Source organism: Mycolicibacter virginiensis (genome assembly GCF_022374935.2).
GTDB lineage: Bacteria > Actinomycetota > Actinomycetes > Mycobacteriales > Mycobacteriaceae > Mycobacterium > Mycobacterium virginiense.
In genome coordinates, this window is record NZ_CP092430.2 from 854359 (window position 1) to 869873 (window position 15515).

Genomic DNA, 15515 nt, shown 5'->3' on the forward strand with positions numbered 1-15515 from the left:
GCTACCCGCGTCCTCGCGCACCGCACCCGAGTACGGCTTCAGTCGATTCGGTCCAGCGTCCTGTACACCGCGTCATCGTTCCGTCGGCCGACGAGGCGCACGTGTACGACGTCGTCGAGAACCCGGTAGCAGATGCGGAACTCGCCGAAGTCGATACGTCGGTAGCCCGGGTGATTGGACAGGTGCCTGGCGTCGGCGGGGTAACAGTCCCGGCCGAGGTCGTGGATGCGGCGCCCCAGCTGACGAAACCGCTTGGCATCCAAGCCGTCGAGGAACTTCGTCACAGCCGGGTCCAACCGGAGGTCGCTCATTCGATTCCCCGCTCGGCGAACCAGCGTCGAGTCTCCTCGATGGTCATGTAGTCGTCCCGGTCAGATCGGTCGATGAGGTCGTCGAACACGACTCCTACCGGCGCGACCGCGAGCGCTGTGAACGACCCCTCGTCTATCTCGTCAGCGAGTGCGTATGCCTCGTGGACGACGGCGCCCAGCAGGTCTCGCACCTGTTCGTCTCCGGCCGCTCGGCGCTGGTAGTGCAGCGCCGCGTTCGCGAGCCGGCCGAAGAACTCGAACTTCGTCATGTGGTCGATGGCGTCGTGCTTCTTGAACACCTGCCACAACTCGGCGAACAGCCAGCTCAACTCCGCGGCGTGAGGCGTAACGACGTACTTGTACTCGGAGTCGGCATCCGGCTGGTGGAGGGCCACGACAACACTCGCACCACCCCAGAGTTTCGCCCTGTGCCAGGCGCCCTGGGCAACGGCTTCATCCAGTCGCTTGATCCCGCTGTAGAGCTCATCGACATCGGCCACAGCAACTCAGGCTAGTCCCGCTCCCTGCACGATACCTGCTGTTCGAGGGGCTGAGAGGTGGTGCGGGTGCGAGCCGGGCACGGCGGTGCGGAAGCGGCGGACTCAGGGCGCGGCGCCGCTGGTCCGCGTCTCCACTGGCAGCGGAAGGAGAGCCTTGGGACGCGGTTCAGTCCGCGAAGGGAAAGTCTGGTTCCGGGACTGAACCGCTCGGATCCGCGTAGATCGACTGCAGGCACATGTCGATGACCGGAAGCAGCAGGGTTCGCCACGTCTGCGTCTTCTGCGTGATGAATTCGATTCGGTCATGCCACCCAGAGGGGTCCGGCCCACCGAAGAGCGCGATGCTGTAGAACATCAGGCCGCGGCTGCCGCCGCTTGTCATCGTGCTGTGGGTGTACGGGTCGCTGGCCTCCTGAAACGCGAGGCGGTTGTCGAAGAAGAACATCCCGATCTCGTAGCGGAGCCGCAGGCTGGTCGGGGGTGCCACGATCAACCCCGCGGTGTGTTCAACCGCCGGCTGGAAGTTGCAGTGCAGCCACAGAATCGGCTTCCCGGGGCGTAGTGCCGGGTGGCGAGGACGGTCGTCGGCCGGGCCAGGCTCAGGGACAACGGCAAGCGGCAACGAGCGTGTGTACTTCGCCTCCGGATCCACCTTGCCCCTGGAGTCTGGTAGGTCCGCGGTCCACCCGTGGGCATCGAGTGTTTTGAGGCTCTCGGCGGCGGCAGCCCAGGCGTTGTCCCGCTCGACCTGCTCCGGGGTTCGGTCGGCCTTCATGCGCTGCTCGTGGGCGACAACGGGGGCGGGTCTGCTTGCGATGGCCTGTGGAGCGGCCAGGACCGGAGTTTCCCGCAGCAGCGTCGTCCTCAGCGTGTCGTTGGTCGCCAAGTCCCACAGGCCGATGCGGAGGTCGAAGCGGGCTTGAAGCAGCGCGCGGGCGGCCTCCAGCGGTGCGGGGTCGACCCAGCTGCCGTCTTGAAGGACACCGGTCACGTGGAAGTCAGCTTCCACCGGCACAACTGGAATCTGACTCAGATCCCAGTTGTAGGGCGGCAGGGGCGTGTCCAACGTGTGCTGATACCGGCCTTCGGCTACCCACTGGATGTAGCCGTCGAGGAAGACCGTTGCGGCGTGGGTGTGCGGCGCGACGATGACGAGATTGTCGTGCGATAGCCACGTCTTCTCGAAATTTGCGTAGTCGCTCGCGGACATGGCGTTGAACCAGTACCAGCCCCAGGTGTCCACCACCACTGCGGCGTCCTGGTCGTCTTCCCACATCTGCGACATCTCCACTAGCCGCCATCTACCGGCGTGCTTCTTCGGAGTTCGAACCCCGCCCGGGAGCACGCTCGACATTCTGCGGCGCAGCACAGCTCCGTTGGGGTTCGGAGACATCAGGGTTCGTGGGCCACCGATGTTGGCGACGGCATCGGCGCCTCGGGCTTCGAGAAGGGGAAGCACCACCGACGACGCCGTGTCCCACCACAACTCGGAGGTCGAGAGCGTCTTGAGCGGGATAGACGAGTGTGTGTCGTCGGCGAACGGCTGACGGGAATCGAGTTCGTCGCCGCCGTCGGTGGTGTAGCGGCCACCGATCAGGATGATCGTCGCGACGTGCGCCGTGAGCTTGACCGTCATGCGTCCTTCACGGCCAGAAGTTGGTCAGCGAGCGCAGGAGTCTCCGCGGCGGCGATCGCCAGAGACTCTGCGTCTGTCCCGGTCAGGCCGTGCAACTCGATGAATCTCCGGGCGCACGTCACCAACTCCGATTCCGCCTCGCGGCCTGCGGTGTCGAAGACGCCGCCCTGTTCACCGATCGAACTCACGACCTCGGACTCGCCGGAGTTCGTGTGTTGCCGCACGTGTGTCGGCTCCGGTGTGGGGTCGGTGACGATCATCATCGGCGGCGGCAACAGGTCCGGTTGATCGGTCACCTTGCGCGCCATGTCGATCAGTCGGCCGTCGGCCGGGAAGTAGACGCGGCCGTGGTCGTCCACGTTGGCTGGATCGGTGCGCACGACACGACCGACGATCTGCCGGAACGACAGCAGCGTGAGCCGATTCGTCAGGTACACCACGACGCGGAGACGTCGGATGTCGATGCCCTCCGACACCATGTTGACGGCCACCAACCACGGATCGTGGGAGATGCCGAACCGATGGATGGCGTGGGCCGGCGCCGGGTCGTTCTCGTCCTGTATGGTCGAGCAGGCCATCACCGGGCGTCGGCCGATGATGTTGTCCTCAAGGTGCTGGGTCACGCGCGCCGCATGCGTGCAGTCGACGCACACCACCAGCCCGGCGGCGTCTGAATCACCTTGGCTGCGCAGCGAAATCAGATACTCGTTCGCGTCGCGCAGCATCTTGTCCGCGATCGAACCGTCGGCGATCCACTCCAGCGCTCCGCGGAGCCGCATACGTTCACCGGCCTCGGTGAGGGCGCTGTCATCGAAACTCACCGTCTCCAGTTCACCCTGCGGGGTGCGGAACGTCGTCCTGCCGCGGGCCTCCACGAACTGCACCGGCCGACACGCACCGTCGCGGATGGCCTCGTCGTACGAATACCGGAAGTGCGGCTTGGCGTTCCCCTCGTGCGTGGGGACGAACACGATCGGGTCGCGGCCCGTTCGGAAAGGTGTGCCCGACAACGACAGGATCGCAGCGGCGCCCTGCGCGAAGGCGAACTGAGCAGCTGCGCCCCACGACGCGTCAGCGCCGGCGTGATGGACCTCGTCGAAGATCACCAGCGTGCGATGACCCGGGTCGGTCACATGGGCCAGGAACATGTCCGGAGCGGCACACAACGACTGGTAGGTGGTGATCGCTCCGAGCCAGCGGTCACCGATCGGGTCCACCGCGCGCCAACGCCCCAGCCCGTGAAGCGGCAGCGTGGGTGTGTGTGGCACAGACGGACTCGCCGCAGACCGCCACCCGTCGGCGATGCCGACCGTCGGAACAACGATCAGAAGCCGGGAGATGTCACCGGCCGCCACCATCTGGTAGGCGACCTCCAGACCGAACCGCGTCTTACCCGCGCCGGGACACGCCTCGACCAGGACCGGTTCCGCTCGTAGGGCCTGCAGAACGGCCGGCAGCGCCTCACGCTGCCATCGCCGTAACACCCCTGAACCCGGACGCAGCTTCGCTGGATCGAAGCGCTGAGCGATGACATCCTGCGGCTTGGAGCCCTTGCGGAGGTTGCACGACCCGCACAGCGCCTGGAGATTGTCGAACGAGGTGCGGCCACCCAAGCTCCACGGGTGTATGTGATCGCCGTGCATCAGATCCGCCGGGATGGCGCGCCTGCACAGCTTGCACACCTGTCCTTGTAGCTCCCAGGCGCGCCGCACCTCGGCCCGGGTGAACGTCCTGCGCGGATCGAGGGACACCCCGACTCCGGCCGGCTGCTCTGAATCGGAGGGCTCGGTCATCCGGCAGACGCTACGACATCACGACGACACTCGATCGCGACATCCTCAACACGGAGCGAGACCCAACGAGTAGCCGCCGGCAGGGGCCCGCGGACGCACACAGGTTTTCCAAACTGAAGGGACCACGACATGCAGCGGCGACCCGGCCCACCCTAGACGCTTGATCGGGTCGCGGCGACGGTGGGAGTGACGACGCCCGAAACGCCCAAAATGTGTCACAGAGATGTCACAAGACCTGTACCCGATCCCGGAGGCTGACGGACAAAACGCCTGGTCAACGGCACCCACTGATATTGCCCGGCCTGGGCAAACGTGCCCGCCTGCGAACTGAAAAGCGGAAGGTCGCCGGTTCGATCCCGGCCCTGGCCACTTCAGGGGCTATTTTCCCTTGGCGCTCAAGATCACCCGACGTTTATTCGTCTTCCATGCCCGCCGCCCGATCCAGACTTCGGCCACCCGGGTGTGCCCAGTGGTGGCACCTTCGCGGGGTATCGGATCTCCTGCGCATGTGGAACGGGCGAGGTAGAACCCGTAGCCGGCCTTGGCGATCTAGACAGCAGGTCGGCCCCGCCAGGGTTCCGCAGCACGTACCAGACCATCGCTAGTCGTGACGTTGTGGGACGCGGCCAGTCTCCCGACGCAGGCTCTCCAACTATAGTTGTGTTACTCTAACTTTAGTTGGAGAAGGGGTGCGGGTGATGCAGCTGAACAAGCCGTTCGCCACGGTGACACCGACCCTGGATGGCGACGTGCTCGCCGTCCTGGCGAGTGCAGACGTCACGTTCACGATCAACCAGGTCCAGCGTGTCCTCACCACCGCGTCAGGGGAAGGTATCCGCAAGGTCCTCAACCGCCTCACCACACAGGGCGTGGTCCTGCACGACCAAATAGGTAGAACCCACACTTACCGACTCAACGCCGAGCACCTCGCGACCGAGCCCATCAAGGCGTTGTCCCGGCTGAATTCCACGTTCCTCAGTCGCCTCGAACAGCACCTTGCCGGGTGGGGGACGACGCTGCGGTACGCCGCGGTGTTCGGATCGGCCGCGACCGGGCGCATGAAGCTCGACAGTGACATCGACCTGATCCTGGTGCGCGGGACTGGCTCCACCGATGACGGGGACGAAGTGTGGGAGCAGCGGTTGACCGAACTCGCCCGACTGGTCACCGCATGGACCGGCAATGACGGCCGCATCGTCGAGTACGTCGAGGATGAGTTCCACGCTGCGGCCACCGCCGGTGAGCCCCTGCTAGATGACGTGTCGAAGCAGGGCCTGACCGTCGCTGGGACACGGGCCTGGTTCAACGCGCAGCTGCGCCACGCGAAGGGGTCCTGATGGCGGGGCGGCGGAACTGCGACTCCGTGGTCACCGCGGGGCGTCTGTCCAAGGCGAACGAGTTCTTCGACGCCGCGGAGCATCTCGGGAAGGAGATGCCCAACGCGGCCGGGGACCTCTACGTGGACGCGGGTATCGCCGCCTCGGACGTGATCTGCTGCGTGCGCCTCGGCGAGCACTCCAACACCGGTAACCACAGCGAGGCCGTTGCCTTGCTCAAGCAGGCAGACAGCGGATCCGAGCGGCATCTCAACACCCTGCTCAACTTGAAGAACAAGGCTGCCTACATGCATCAGGACCTGACCGTCGCGGAGCTGAAGAAGATGAACCGTGCAGCGGAGTACCTGGTCGAGGCTGCCAAGCAAGCAGTGGCCGCTCGGGGATAGTTCGGGGTGGGGCTCCGGCTTTGTGGAGCGAACCCGGCTGGCCACAATCGATTCACAGGCGGAGGGCGCTGTGTGATCAGCGAGCCGGCCAGCCGGCCATCACATTCGCGTCAACCCACGCCGAGTCGAACCGGCCTCGCCGGATCAGGCCCCTAGACTGGCCCGCTGTGCACCCTGCCTCGACTCGACGAGCGACGGCGATCCTCATCTCCGCCGTGATCGCCTCCGCCGGGCTGCCGTCCGCCGCAGCGGTAAGTGACAAGATCCAGCTCGGCGGCGGTGCCGCGATCGTGCTCCACGACGACACGCTGTGCACGCTGACCGCGATGGGGCACGACAGCGCCGGCCGGCTGATCGGTTTCACCGCCGCGAACTGCGGTGGGCCGGGCTCGTCCGTGGTCGTCGAGGGGGCCGAAGACCACGGCGGCGTGGGCACGGTGGTGGCCGCCGACCAGGGACTGGGCTACGCGGTGATCGAGTTCGATCCGGTCAAGGTGAAGCCGATCGGCGATTACGAAGGCTTTGGGATCTTCGGCCTGGGCCCGAAAGAGCCCAATCCCGCCGCCCCAGAACCTGCAGGCGCAGAACCTGCCGCCCCGGAACCCGGCGCGGAACCCGCGGCCCCAGAGCCTGCCGCCCCAGAACCTGCCACCGAAGAACCCGCCACCCAAGAACCCGTCGCTGCGGAACCTCCGGCCCCGAAACAGGCCTGCAAGCTGGGCCGCGGCACCGGCCTCAACTGCTACGACATCGGGCCTGCCGGCGTAGACACCGCCGGTGAAGAGTGGTGGAAGCCCGGTGATGACGGGTCGCCGATCACCATCGACAACTTGCTGATCGCCATGGTCCGCGATGGAAGCTTCCCGACCGCGCCGCCGGACCAGTCGGGCCCCGGGATCGTGATGTTCAAGGCGATCCTCGAGGACCTCAACGCCAAGGGCGGCCCGGGCGCCGGGTTCGGCCTCGGCTAAGCCTTAGGGCCGCAACGTCTCCGGGCAGATCTCGGCCTGCGCCGCCTGAATCTGAACGTCGGCGGCTTCGGGGCTGTAATAGAAGGTGTTGGTCAGCTGGCGCACCAGGTCACCCGGCGAGATGCCGGCACGGTAAGTCCCGGTATGGCCATACATCCGCAACTCGGCGCAGATGTAGTGCCCTGAGGTCACTTTGACGTGGTCGGCGACCGGGATCGCCACCGGGGCGGCGTTGACCCGGGCCAGGTAGCTCGCGTCATCGGCGTGGGCGGCCGGCGCGGCGGTCAGTGCCGCGGCGGCCAGCAGGGGTGCGGCAATCCGGACGGTCACATGCATGACCTCCATCGTGCCACCGCGAACCGGCGAGGGGGCGACTCTCGGGCGGCCCAAATCCCCACGCATCACCGCCCGCCTGGTTAGGGTGCCTGCCATGGCAGTCAAGGATTCCCGCGAGGTGGTTATCGAAGCGAGCGCGGAGGAGATCTTCGAAGTCCTCGCCGACGTCGAGTCTGTTCCGTCCTGGTCACCGCAGTACCAGAGTGCTGAGGTGCTCGACACGTACGACGACGGTCGTCCGCGTCGGGTGCGGATGAAGATCAAGGCGGCCGGCCTCACCGACGAGCAGGTCGTCGAATACAGCTGGACTGACAACAGCGTCGGCTGGACCCTGGTGTCGGCCGGTCAGCTCAAGGCGCAGGACGCCAAGTACACGTTGACCCCGCAGGGTGACAAAACCAAGGTGCGGTTCGACATGGACGTCGACCCGTCGATCCCGATCCCGGGGTTCCTGCTCAAGAGCACGCTCAAGGGCGGCATGAAGACCGCCACCGACGGCCTGCGCGACCAGGTGCTCAAGATCAAGAAGAGTCGCTGACACCACCTGCGATGAAATCCCGCAGCCAGGAGGGCTCGGCGTTAGGCTCGATCTAGTGGCTGTTCGAGCATCGCGGGAAATTGTGATTGACGCGCCGCCGGAGAAAATCCTCGACGCGCTCGCTGATGTGTCCGAGTTGGCTTCGTGGTCGCCGGTGCACAAGCGGATCGAAGTCCTCGACAAGTACGAGGACGGCCGTCCCCATCACGTGCTGGCCACCATCAAGATTCTGGGTTTGGTGGACAAGGAGATCCTGGAATACCACTGGGGTCCGGACTGGATGGTCTGGGATGCCAAGGCAACAGCCCAGCAGCGCGCCCAGCACGTCGAGTACACCCTGACTCGTGAAGGCCCCGACAGCACGAGGGTGCGCTTCGATATCACGGTCGAGCCGTCCGGGCCGATCCCGGAGTTCATCGTGCGGCGCGCCAGCAAGCTGGTGCTGAGCATCGCCACCGAACGGCTGCGTCAGCAAATCATGGGAGACGACGCCACTACCGAGCAGTAGCGGGCCCGTCGCGCAGCGTCTCCAGCCGCCGGATCGCCTCGTCGATGGTGTCCTCACGTTTGACGAAGGTGAACCGCACCAAGTGATTCCAGACATCGGGGGCCGTGGCTTCCGAACCGGACACACAGAACGCCGACAGCGGGATAGCGGCCACCCCGGCCCGATGTGGCAGCTCGGCGCAGAACGCCGTGCTGTCGTCGTAGCCCAGGGGGCGGGGATCGGCGCACAGGAAATAGGTGCCGAAGCTGTCGTGCACTTCGAATCCGATGCCCCGCAAGCCGGCGGTCAACCGGTCGCGGCGGGCCTGCATGGTCGCGCGCAACGCCGCCACCCAGGCGTCCTCGGTGTTGAGCGCCAGCGCCACCGCCGGCTGAAACGGCGCACCGCCGACATAGCTCAGGTACTGCTTGGCGGCCCGCACTCCGGCCAAAAGCTCCGCCGGTCCGCACGCCCACCCGATCTTCCAGCCGGTGCAGTTGAACATCTTCGCCGCGCTGGAGATGGTGATGGTGCGCTCCGCCATCCCCTCGAAGGCGGCCAACGGGCGGTGGGTCCGTTCGGCGAAGACCAGGTGCTCATAGACCTCGTCGGAGATCACCAGCAGATCGGCCTGCACCGCGATGCGCGCGATCTCGGCCAATTCGGACTCGGTGAACACGGTGCCGGTCGGATTGTGCGGTGAGTTGACGATCAGCGCCCGGGTCGCGGGGGTGATGGCGCGCCGCAATGCGTCGGCATCCAAGGCGAATCCGCGCCCGTCGGGCACCAGCGACACACTGACCCGTCGTGCCCCGGCCATGGCGACCACCGGTGAATAGGAGTCGTAGAACGGTTCGAGCAGCACCACATCGGAACCGGGCTCCACCAGCCCGAGCACCGCGGCGGCGATGGCCTCGGTAGCCCCTACTGTCACCAGGACTTCGGTGTCGGGGTCGTAGTCGATCCCGTACTTGCGGGCGCGCTGCCCGGCGATGGCTTCACGCAGGGCGGGGATGCCGGGCCCGGGCGGGTATTGGTTGACGCCGTCGGTGATCGCGGACCGCGCGGCCTCGAGCATCGCGGGCGGTCCGTCCTCGTCGGGGAAGCCCTGGCCGAGGTTGACCGCGCCGATCCGTGCGGCCAGCGCCGACATCTCAGCGAAGATCGTGGTGGCATAGGGCTCCAGTCGTGAGACCATCCGCGCCGTCATGAGACCCGAGCCTAAAGCGCAGGCGAGGAGCCCGAAGGAGCGGCCGGAAGCAGGCCTCCAGATGGACCAACCATCCGGTTGATAGGCCACCCTGTTAGGCTGGGAATTCGGGGACTACGCTCCGACCAAGACGCAGTCGATCCGCATCGAATACCAAATACTGAAGAGGAATCGCCCATGTCCGAAGAAGCCTTCATCTACGAGGCCATTCGCACCCCGCGCGGCAAGCAGCGCGGCGGCGCGCTGAACGAGGTCAAGCCGATCAGCCTGGTCGTCGGCCTCATCGAGGAACTGCGCACCCGCCACCCCGACCTGGACGAGAGCCTGATCAGCGACGTCGTTCTGGGCTGCGTCTCGCCCGTGGGTGACCAGGGCGGCGACATCGCCCGCACCGCGGTGCTGGCGGCCGGTCTGCCCGACACCGTCGGCGGCGTGCAGCTCAACCGGTTCTGCGCCTCCGGGCTCGAGGCCGTCAACGTCGCCGCGCAGAAGGTGCGCTCCGGCTGGGACGACCTGGTGCTGGCCGGCGGTGTGGAGTCGATGAGCCGGGTGCCGATGGGCTCCGACGGCGGCGCGATGTTCTCCGACGTGCCCTTCACCTACGACAACTACATCGCCCCGCAGGGCATCGGTGCCGACCTGATCGCCACCATCGAGGGCTTCTCGCGCGAGGACGTGGACAACTACGCGTTGCAGAGCCAGCAGCGTGCGGCCGCGGCCTGGTCGGGCGGCTACTTCGCCAAGTCCGTCATCCCGGTGCGTGACCAGAACGGTCTGCTCATCCTGGACCACGACGAGCACATGCGCCCCGACACCACCCTGGAAGGCCTGGGCAAGCTGCGCACTGCCTTCGACGGCATCGGCGCGATGGGCGGCTTCGACGATGTGGCGCTGCAGAAGTACCACTGGGTCGAGGGCATCAACCACGTCCACACCGGCGGCAACAGCTCCGGCATCGTCGACGGTGCCGCCCTGCTGATGATCGGTAGCGAGAAGGCCGGCGCTTCGCAGGGCCTGACCCCGCGCGCCCGCATCGTGGCCACCGCCACCACCGGTGCCGACGCGACCATCATGCTCACCGGCCCCACCCCGGCCACCGTCAAGGCACTGGACCGGGCCGGGCTGACCGTCGATGACATCGACCTGTTCGAGCTCAACGAGGCGTTCGCCTCGGTGGTGCTGAAGTTCCAGAAGGACCTCAACATCCCCAACGAGAAGCTCAACGTCAACGGTGGCGCCATCGCGATGGGTCACCCGCTGGGCGCCACCGGCGCCATGATCACCGGAACCATGGTCGACGAGCTTGAGCGTCGCGGTGCCAAGCGTGCCCTGATCACGCTGTGCATCGGCGGCGGCATGGGCGTGGCCACCATCATCGAGCGCGTCTGAGAGGGTTTGTAAAAAATGGCAGAGAACACCATCAAGTGGGACAAGGACGCCGACGGCATCGTCACGCTGACCCTGGATGACCCGACCGGGTCGGCCAACGTCATGAATGACCATTACCGCGAGTCCATGCACAACGCGGTGCAGCGCCTGATCGAGGAGAAGGATTCGGTCACCGGTGTAGTCGTCACCAGCGCGAAGAAGACCTTCTTCGCCGGCGGTGACCTCAAGGCGATGATCCACGTCGGTCCGGCCGACGCCCAGGCCGTCTTCGACCAGTGCGAGGGTATCAAGGCCGACCTGCGCGCCCTGGAGACCCTCGGCAAGCCGGTCGTGGCCGCCATCAACGGCGCCGCCCTCGGCGGTGGCCTGGAGATCGCGCTTGCGTGTCACCACCGGATCGCGGCCGACGCCAAGGGCAGCCAGCTCGGCCTGCCCGAGGTCACCCTGGGCCTGCTGCCCGGCGGCGGCGGTGTCGCCCGCACGGTGCGCATGCTGGGCATCCAGAACGCCTTCATGAACGTGCTGGCCCAAGGCACCCGCTTCAAGCCGGCCAAGGCCAAGGAGATCGGCCTGGTCGACGAGGTGCTGCCCACCGTTGAGGAGCTGGTGCCCGCCGCCAAGGCGTGGATTAAGGCCAACCCCGACGCCGGAGTGCAGCCGTGGGATGCCAAGGGCTACAAGATGCCTGGCGGCACCCCGGCCACCCCGGCCCTGGCGGCCATCCTGCCGTCGTTCCCGGCCCTGCTGCGCAAGCAGGTCAAGGGAGCCAACATGCCCGCGCCGCGCGCCATCCTGGCGGCCGCGATCGAGGGCGCGCAGGTGGACTTCGACACCGCCAGCCGCATCGAGACCCGCTACTTCATCTCGCTGGTCACCGGCAACGTCGCCAAGAACATGATCCAGGCGTTCTTCTTCGACCTGCAGCACATCAACGGCGGCGGCAGCCGGCCCGAGGGCATCGCGCAGACCCCGATCCGCAAGATCGGTGTGCTCGGTGCCGGGATGATGGGCGCCGGCATCGCCTACGTGTCGGCCAAGGCGGGCTACGACGTGGTGCTCAAGGACGTCTCCCTCGAGGCGGCCCAGCGCGGCAAGGGCTACTCGGAGAAGCTGGAAGCCAAGGCTCTCGAGCGAGGTCGCACCACCGCTGAGAAGTCGCAGGCGCTGCTGGACAAGATCACCCCGACCGCCGACCCGCAGGACCTGGCCGGCGTCGACTTCGTGATCGAGGCCGTGTTCGAGAGCCAGGACCTCAAGCACAAGGTCTTCCAGGAGATCGAGGACATCGTCGAGCCCAACGCACTGCTGGGATCGAACACCTCCACGCTGCCGATCACCGGTCTGGCCACCGGCGTGAAGCGCCAGGAGGACTTCATCGGAATCCACTTCTTCTCGCCGGTTGACAAGATGCCGCTGGTGGAGATCATCAAGGGCGAGAAGACCTCCGACGAGGCGCTGGCCCGGGTGTTCGACTACGTGCTGGCCATCAAGAAGACCCCGATCGTGGTCAACGACAGCCGCGGCTTCTACACCTCGCGGGTGATCGGCACCTTCGTCAACGAGGCACTGATGATGCTCGGCGAGGGCGTGGAGCCGGCCAGCATCGAGCAGGCCGGTCTGCAGGCCGGCTACCCGGCGGCTCCGCTGCAGCTCTGCGACGAGCTCAACCTGGAGCTGATGCAGAAGATCGCCATCGCCACCCGCGAGGGTGTCGAGGCGGCCGGTGGCACGCTGGCCAAGCAGCGGAACGAAGAGGTCGTCGACAAGATGATCGAAATCGGTCGTCCGTCGCGCCTGAAGGGTGCCGGCTTCTACGAGTATGTCGACGGCAAGCGCACCGGTCTGTGGTCGGGCCTGCGGGAGACGTTCAACTCGGGCAGCTCCACTCCGCCGCTGCAGGACATGATCGACCGGATGCTCTTCGCCGAGGTGCTGGAAACCCAGAAGTGCTTTGACGAGGGCGTGCTGACCTCGACCGCCGACGCCAACATCGGCGCGATCATGGGCATCGGGTTCCCGGCGTGGACCGGTGGCACCGCGCAGTTCATCACCGGCTACCCCGGCGGCAAGGCCGCCTTCGTGGCCCGAGCCAAGGAACTGGCCGCCACCTACGGCGACCGGTTCAACCCGCCGGCATCGCTGCTGTAATCAGGTGACAACGTGGAATCCCCCGGAACCCCGCGGTTTCGGGGGATTCTGCGTTTTCTCGACCGCCAGGTGAGCGTCGGGGCGCTGATCGAGGCGGCGCTGTGGCTTGGCCTGGTCTATGTGATCGCCGGCGTGGTGTGGCTGTTCTTGCACCCCGACGGCGTCGAACGGCTCCAAGCGCAGGCCGAGCGGCAATACGGCATACCACCGTCGAGCGTCTACGAGGTGGCGACGGTGACCTCGGTGGCCCTGTGGCCGGTGATGCTGCTGCTGCCGGCCGACGTCTGCGTGCGCTGAGCCGAACGCTGGGGGCTTAGATCGCCCCCAGGTCTGCTGAAATCCAGTGCTGGGGACGCAGATAGATGACCACCTGCTCGCCCAGTTCGGCCAGCGCGTATTCGAGGAACTTCTCGGCCCGTTCCGGTGGCAGGTAGCGGTGGGCCAGTTCGGCGTGCAGCTCGTCGCTGCCGGGCTCGATGCGGCTGACGATGCCGTCGACGGCGACGTAGCGCAGCGTCGGCTCGGTGCGTTCCACCATCAGCGAGAAGCTTCCAGCGGCCTCGATGAGCTTCGTCTTGCGCGACCCGGCGCCGGTCAACACCCAGGGTTCGCCGCCGGGAGCGTACTGGTACCAGATCGGCACCGTCAGGGGGCCGCGCCCGGCACCGGCGTTCACCGACAGCGCGGCGATGTGCGGCTCGGCCAGAAATTGCTCGCGTTCGTCCTTGGACAGGCCCATGTTGCGAGGCTAGCCGCGATCGGCGTGGGTTGCCTCAGATCGCCGGACCGAGCAGGTCATCGGCGTCGCGGATGATGTAGCCGTAGCCCTGCTCGGCCAGGAACCGCTGCCGGTGCGCTGCGTATTCGGCGTCCAAGCTGTCGCGGGCAACCACCGAATAGAACACGGCGCCGCCGCCGTCGGCCTTGGGGCGCAACAGCCGGCCCAGCCGCTGGGCCTCCTCCTGGCGCGAGCCGAAGGTGCCCGAGACCTGCACGGCCACCGATGCTTCCGGCAGGTCGATGGAGAAGTTGGCCACCTTGGACACCACCAGGGTGGAGATCTCACCCCGGCGGAAGGCATCGAACAGCTTCTCGCGCTCGGCGGTACGCGTCGAGCCCTGGATCACCGGGGCGTCCAACTGCTCGCCCAGTTCTTCGAGCTGGTCCAGATAGGCGCCGATCACCAGGGTCTGCTCGCCGGGATGCTGCTTGAGGATCGAGCGCACCACCGCGATCTTGGAGTGCACCGTCGAGCACAGTTTGTAGCGTTCCTCGGGTTCGGCGATGGCGTAGGTCATCCGCTCGCTCTCGGTCATGGTGACCCGCACCTCGATGCATTCGGCCGGGGCGATCCAGCCTTGCGCCTCGATGTCCTTCCACGGCGCGTCGTAGCGTTTCGGGCCGATCAGCGAGAACACGTCACCTTCGCGGCCGTCCTCCCGGATCAGCGTCGCGGTCAATCCGAGGCGGCGGCGGGACTGCAGATCGGCGGTCATCCGGAACACCGGCGCGGGCAGCAGATGCACCTCGTCGTAGATGATCAGCCCCCAGTCGCGGCTGTCGAACAACTCCAGGTGACGATACTCACCCTTGGTGCGCCGGGTGATCACCTGATAGGTGGCGATGGTGACCGGCCGGATCTCCTTGCGCTCCCCGGAATACTCGCCGATTTCCTCCTCGGTCAGCGACGTGCGCGCCACCAGTTCGCGCTTCCACTGTCGGCCCGCCACGGTGTTGGTGACCAGGATCAGCGTGGTGGCCTTCGCCTTGGCCATCGCCGCGGCACCGACCAATGTCTTGCCGGCACCGCAGGGCAACACCACCACCCCCGAACCACCCGACCAGAACGAGTCCGCGGCCATCTCCTGATAGTCGCGCAGCTGCCAGCCGTCCTGGGCCAGGTCGATCGGATGGGCCTCGCCGTCGACGTAGCCCGCAAGATCTTCCGCGGGCCAACCGATCTTGAGCAGCATCTGCTTGACCCGGCCGCGCTCACTGGGGTGAACCACGACGGTGTCGTCGTCGAGGCGGGCACCGAGCATCGGCGCGATCTTCTTGTTGCGCAGCACCTCCTCGAGCACCGCGCGATCCAGGCTGACCAGGGTCAGGCCGTGCACCGGGCTCTTCACCAGCTGCAGGCGCCCGTAACGCGCCATGGTGTCGACGATGTCGACCAGCAGCGGCTGCGGCACCGCGTAACGCGAATGGCTGACCAAGGCGTCGACCACCTGCTCGGCGTCGTGGCCCGCGGCGCGGGCGTTCCACAACGCCAGCGGCGTGATGCGGTAGGTGTGGATGTGCTCCGGGGCGCGCTCGAGCTCGGCGAACGGCGCGATGGCGGCGCGCGCCGAACCGGCCTGTTCGTGATCGACCTCGAGCAGCACGGTCTTATCGGATTGGACGATCAACGGCCCGTCGACTCCGCTCACGGCGCTGCTCCTCCTCATCGCTGGCGCTCTGCATCGTCGGCAGC

16 protein-coding genes are annotated in these 15515 nt (G+C 66.7%); 8 read left to right on the plus strand and 8 right to left on the minus strand.

The features are described from left to right. Nucleotides 1-38 precede the first annotated feature (38 nt). The 4 genes from MJO54_RS04215 to MJO54_RS04230 form a co-directional block, all read right to left on the minus strand. A complete protein-coding gene (locus MJO54_RS04215; RefSeq protein WP_240175703.1) occupies nucleotides 39-311 on the minus strand; it encodes a type II toxin-antitoxin system RelE family toxin in 273 nt (90 codons plus the stop codon). After that, complete coding sequence (locus MJO54_RS04220) at nucleotides 308-811, minus strand: hypothetical protein (protein ID WP_240175704.1); 504 nt, start codon at nucleotides 809-811, stop codon at nucleotides 308-310. The genes MJO54_RS04215 and MJO54_RS04220 overlap by 4 nt, the downstream gene beginning before the upstream one ends. 166 nt (nucleotides 812-977) lie before the next feature. Continuing rightward, a complete protein-coding gene (locus MJO54_RS04225; RefSeq protein WP_240175705.1) occupies nucleotides 978-2447 on the minus strand; it encodes a hypothetical protein in 1470 nt (489 codons plus the stop codon). After that, nucleotides 2444-4240: a DEAD/DEAH box helicase family protein gene (locus MJO54_RS04230; RefSeq protein WP_240175706.1), complete on the minus strand. Its 1797-nt coding sequence runs from the start codon at nucleotides 4238-4240 to the stop codon at nucleotides 2444-2446. The genes MJO54_RS04225 and MJO54_RS04230 overlap by 4 nt, the downstream gene beginning before the upstream one ends. A gap of 698 nt (nucleotides 4241-4938) precedes the next feature. On the opposite strand from MJO54_RS04230, the gene MJO54_RS04235 reads away from it, so the two are divergent. The 3 genes from MJO54_RS04235 (at nucleotide 4939) to MJO54_RS04245 (ending at nucleotide 6934) form a co-directional block, all read left to right on the plus strand. Then, nucleotides 4939-5577: a nucleotidyltransferase domain-containing protein gene (locus MJO54_RS04235; RefSeq protein ID WP_240175707.1), complete on the plus strand. Its 639-nt coding sequence runs from the start codon at nucleotides 4939-4941 to the stop codon at nucleotides 5575-5577. Continuing rightward, nucleotides 5577-5963 carry a hypothetical protein gene (locus tag MJO54_RS04240; RefSeq protein ID WP_240175708.1) on the plus strand — a complete coding sequence of 129 codons (387 nt, stop codon included), beginning with the start codon at nucleotides 5577-5579 and terminating at the stop codon, nucleotides 5961-5963. The genes MJO54_RS04235 and MJO54_RS04240 overlap by 1 nt, the downstream gene beginning before the upstream one ends. 167 nt (nucleotides 5964-6130) lie before the next feature. Beyond that, the gene (locus tag MJO54_RS04245) at nucleotides 6131-6934 is read left to right on the plus strand and encodes a hypothetical protein (protein ID WP_240175709.1); all 804 of its coding nucleotides are present in this window, start codon (nucleotides 6131-6133) and stop codon (nucleotides 6932-6934) included. Nucleotides 6935-6937: 3 nt separating this feature from the next. Here MJO54_RS04245 and MJO54_RS04250 read toward each other — a convergent pair whose 3' ends face one another. Then, nucleotides 6938-7270 carry a DUF732 domain-containing protein gene (locus MJO54_RS04250; protein WP_233428689.1) on the minus strand — a complete coding sequence of 111 codons (333 nt, stop codon included), beginning with the start codon at nucleotides 7268-7270 and terminating at the stop codon, nucleotides 6938-6940. Nucleotides 7271-7364: 94 nt separating this feature from the next. Here MJO54_RS04250 and MJO54_RS04255 point away from each other — a divergent pair, with 94 nt between their 5' ends. Together MJO54_RS04255 and MJO54_RS04260 are read left to right on the plus strand one after the other, a co-directional pair. Continuing rightward, complete coding sequence (locus tag MJO54_RS04255) at nucleotides 7365-7808, plus strand: SRPBCC family protein (protein ID WP_046282590.1); 444 nt, start codon at nucleotides 7365-7367, stop codon at nucleotides 7806-7808. A gap of 55 nt (nucleotides 7809-7863) precedes the next feature. After that, nucleotides 7864-8316 (plus strand): SRPBCC family protein, encoded by a 453-nt coding sequence (locus MJO54_RS04260; RefSeq protein ID WP_046282589.1) that lies wholly within the window; start codon nucleotides 7864-7866, stop codon nucleotides 8314-8316. Here the strand turns inward: MJO54_RS04260 and MJO54_RS04265 are convergent. Next, the gene (locus MJO54_RS04265) at nucleotides 8303-9493 is read right to left on the minus strand and encodes a pyridoxal phosphate-dependent aminotransferase (RefSeq protein WP_105295752.1); all 1191 of its coding nucleotides are present in this window, start codon (nucleotides 9491-9493) and stop codon (nucleotides 8303-8305) included. The genes MJO54_RS04260 and MJO54_RS04265 overlap by 14 nt on opposite strands. Nucleotides 9494-9682: 189 nt before the next feature. Between MJO54_RS04265 and MJO54_RS04270 the strand changes: the two genes are divergently transcribed. From MJO54_RS04270 to MJO54_RS04280, 3 genes are read left to right on the plus strand one after another with little or no spacing between them, the layout of a single operon-like run. Beyond that, complete coding sequence (locus MJO54_RS04270) at nucleotides 9683-10894, plus strand: acetyl-CoA C-acetyltransferase (protein WP_024443957.1); 1212 nt, start codon at nucleotides 9683-9685, stop codon at nucleotides 10892-10894. A 15-nt stretch (nucleotides 10895-10909) separates the two neighbouring features. Beyond that, nucleotides 10910-13042, plus strand: a complete 2133-nt coding sequence (locus MJO54_RS04275; protein WP_240175710.1) for a 3-hydroxyacyl-CoA dehydrogenase NAD-binding domain-containing protein — start codon at nucleotides 10910-10912, stop codon at nucleotides 13040-13042. 12 nt (nucleotides 13043-13054) lie between these two features. Then, on the plus strand, nucleotides 13055-13339 hold the full coding sequence (locus MJO54_RS04280) for a hypothetical protein (RefSeq protein WP_240175711.1): 285 nt from the start codon (nucleotides 13055-13057) through the stop codon (nucleotides 13337-13339). Nucleotides 13340-13355: 16 nt separating this feature from the next. Here MJO54_RS04280 and MJO54_RS04285 read toward each other — a convergent pair whose 3' ends face one another. After that, nucleotides 13356-13781 (minus strand): pyridoxamine 5'-phosphate oxidase family protein, encoded by a 426-nt coding sequence (locus MJO54_RS04285; protein ID WP_240175712.1) that lies wholly within the window; start codon nucleotides 13779-13781, stop codon nucleotides 13356-13358. A 34-nt stretch (nucleotides 13782-13815) separates the two neighbouring features. Further along, complete coding sequence (locus MJO54_RS04290; protein ID WP_240175713.1) at nucleotides 13816-15471, minus strand: DNA repair helicase XPB; 1656 nt, start codon at nucleotides 15469-15471, stop codon at nucleotides 13816-13818. Between the last annotated feature and the right edge of the window lie 44 nt (nucleotides 15472-15515).

Excerpts from the sequence above, each read along its gene's own strand:
- MJO54_RS04235 (WP_240175707.1), top strand. The coding sequence starts at position 4,939 with ATGCAGCTGAACAAGCCGTTCGCCACGGTGACACCGACCCTGGATGGC.
- MJO54_RS04255 (WP_046282590.1), top strand. The coding sequence starts at position 7,365 with ATGGCAGTCAAGGATTCCCGCGAGGTGGTTATCGAAGCGAGCGCGGAG.
- MJO54_RS04225 (WP_240175705.1), bottom strand. The coding sequence starts at position 2,447 with ATGACGGTCAAGCTCACGGCGCACGTCGCGACGATCATCCTGATCGGT.
- MJO54_RS04240 (WP_240175708.1), top strand. The coding sequence starts at position 5,577 with ATGGCGGGGCGGCGGAACTGCGACTCCGTGGTCACCGCGGGGCGTCTG.
- MJO54_RS04275 (WP_240175710.1), top strand. The coding sequence starts at position 10,910 with ATGGCAGAGAACACCATCAAGTGGGACAAGGACGCCGACGGCATCGTC.
- MJO54_RS04250 (WP_233428689.1), bottom strand. The coding sequence starts at position 7,270 with ATGCATGTGACCGTCCGGATTGCCGCACCCCTGCTGGCCGCCGCGGCA.
- MJO54_RS04230 (WP_240175706.1), bottom strand. The coding sequence starts at position 4,240 with ATGACCGAGCCCTCCGATTCAGAGCAGCCGGCCGGAGTCGGGGTGTCC.
- MJO54_RS04265 (WP_105295752.1), bottom strand. The coding sequence starts at position 9,493 with ATGGTCTCACGACTGGAGCCCTATGCCACCACGATCTTCGCTGAGATG.
- MJO54_RS04215 (WP_240175703.1), bottom strand. The coding sequence starts at position 311 with ATGAGCGACCTCCGGTTGGACCCGGCTGTGACGAAGTTCCTCGACGGC.
- MJO54_RS04270 (WP_024443957.1), top strand. The coding sequence starts at position 9,683 with ATGTCCGAAGAAGCCTTCATCTACGAGGCCATTCGCACCCCGCGCGGC.
- MJO54_RS04285 (WP_240175712.1), bottom strand. The coding sequence starts at position 13,781 with ATGGGCCTGTCCAAGGACGAACGCGAGCAATTTCTGGCCGAGCCGCAC.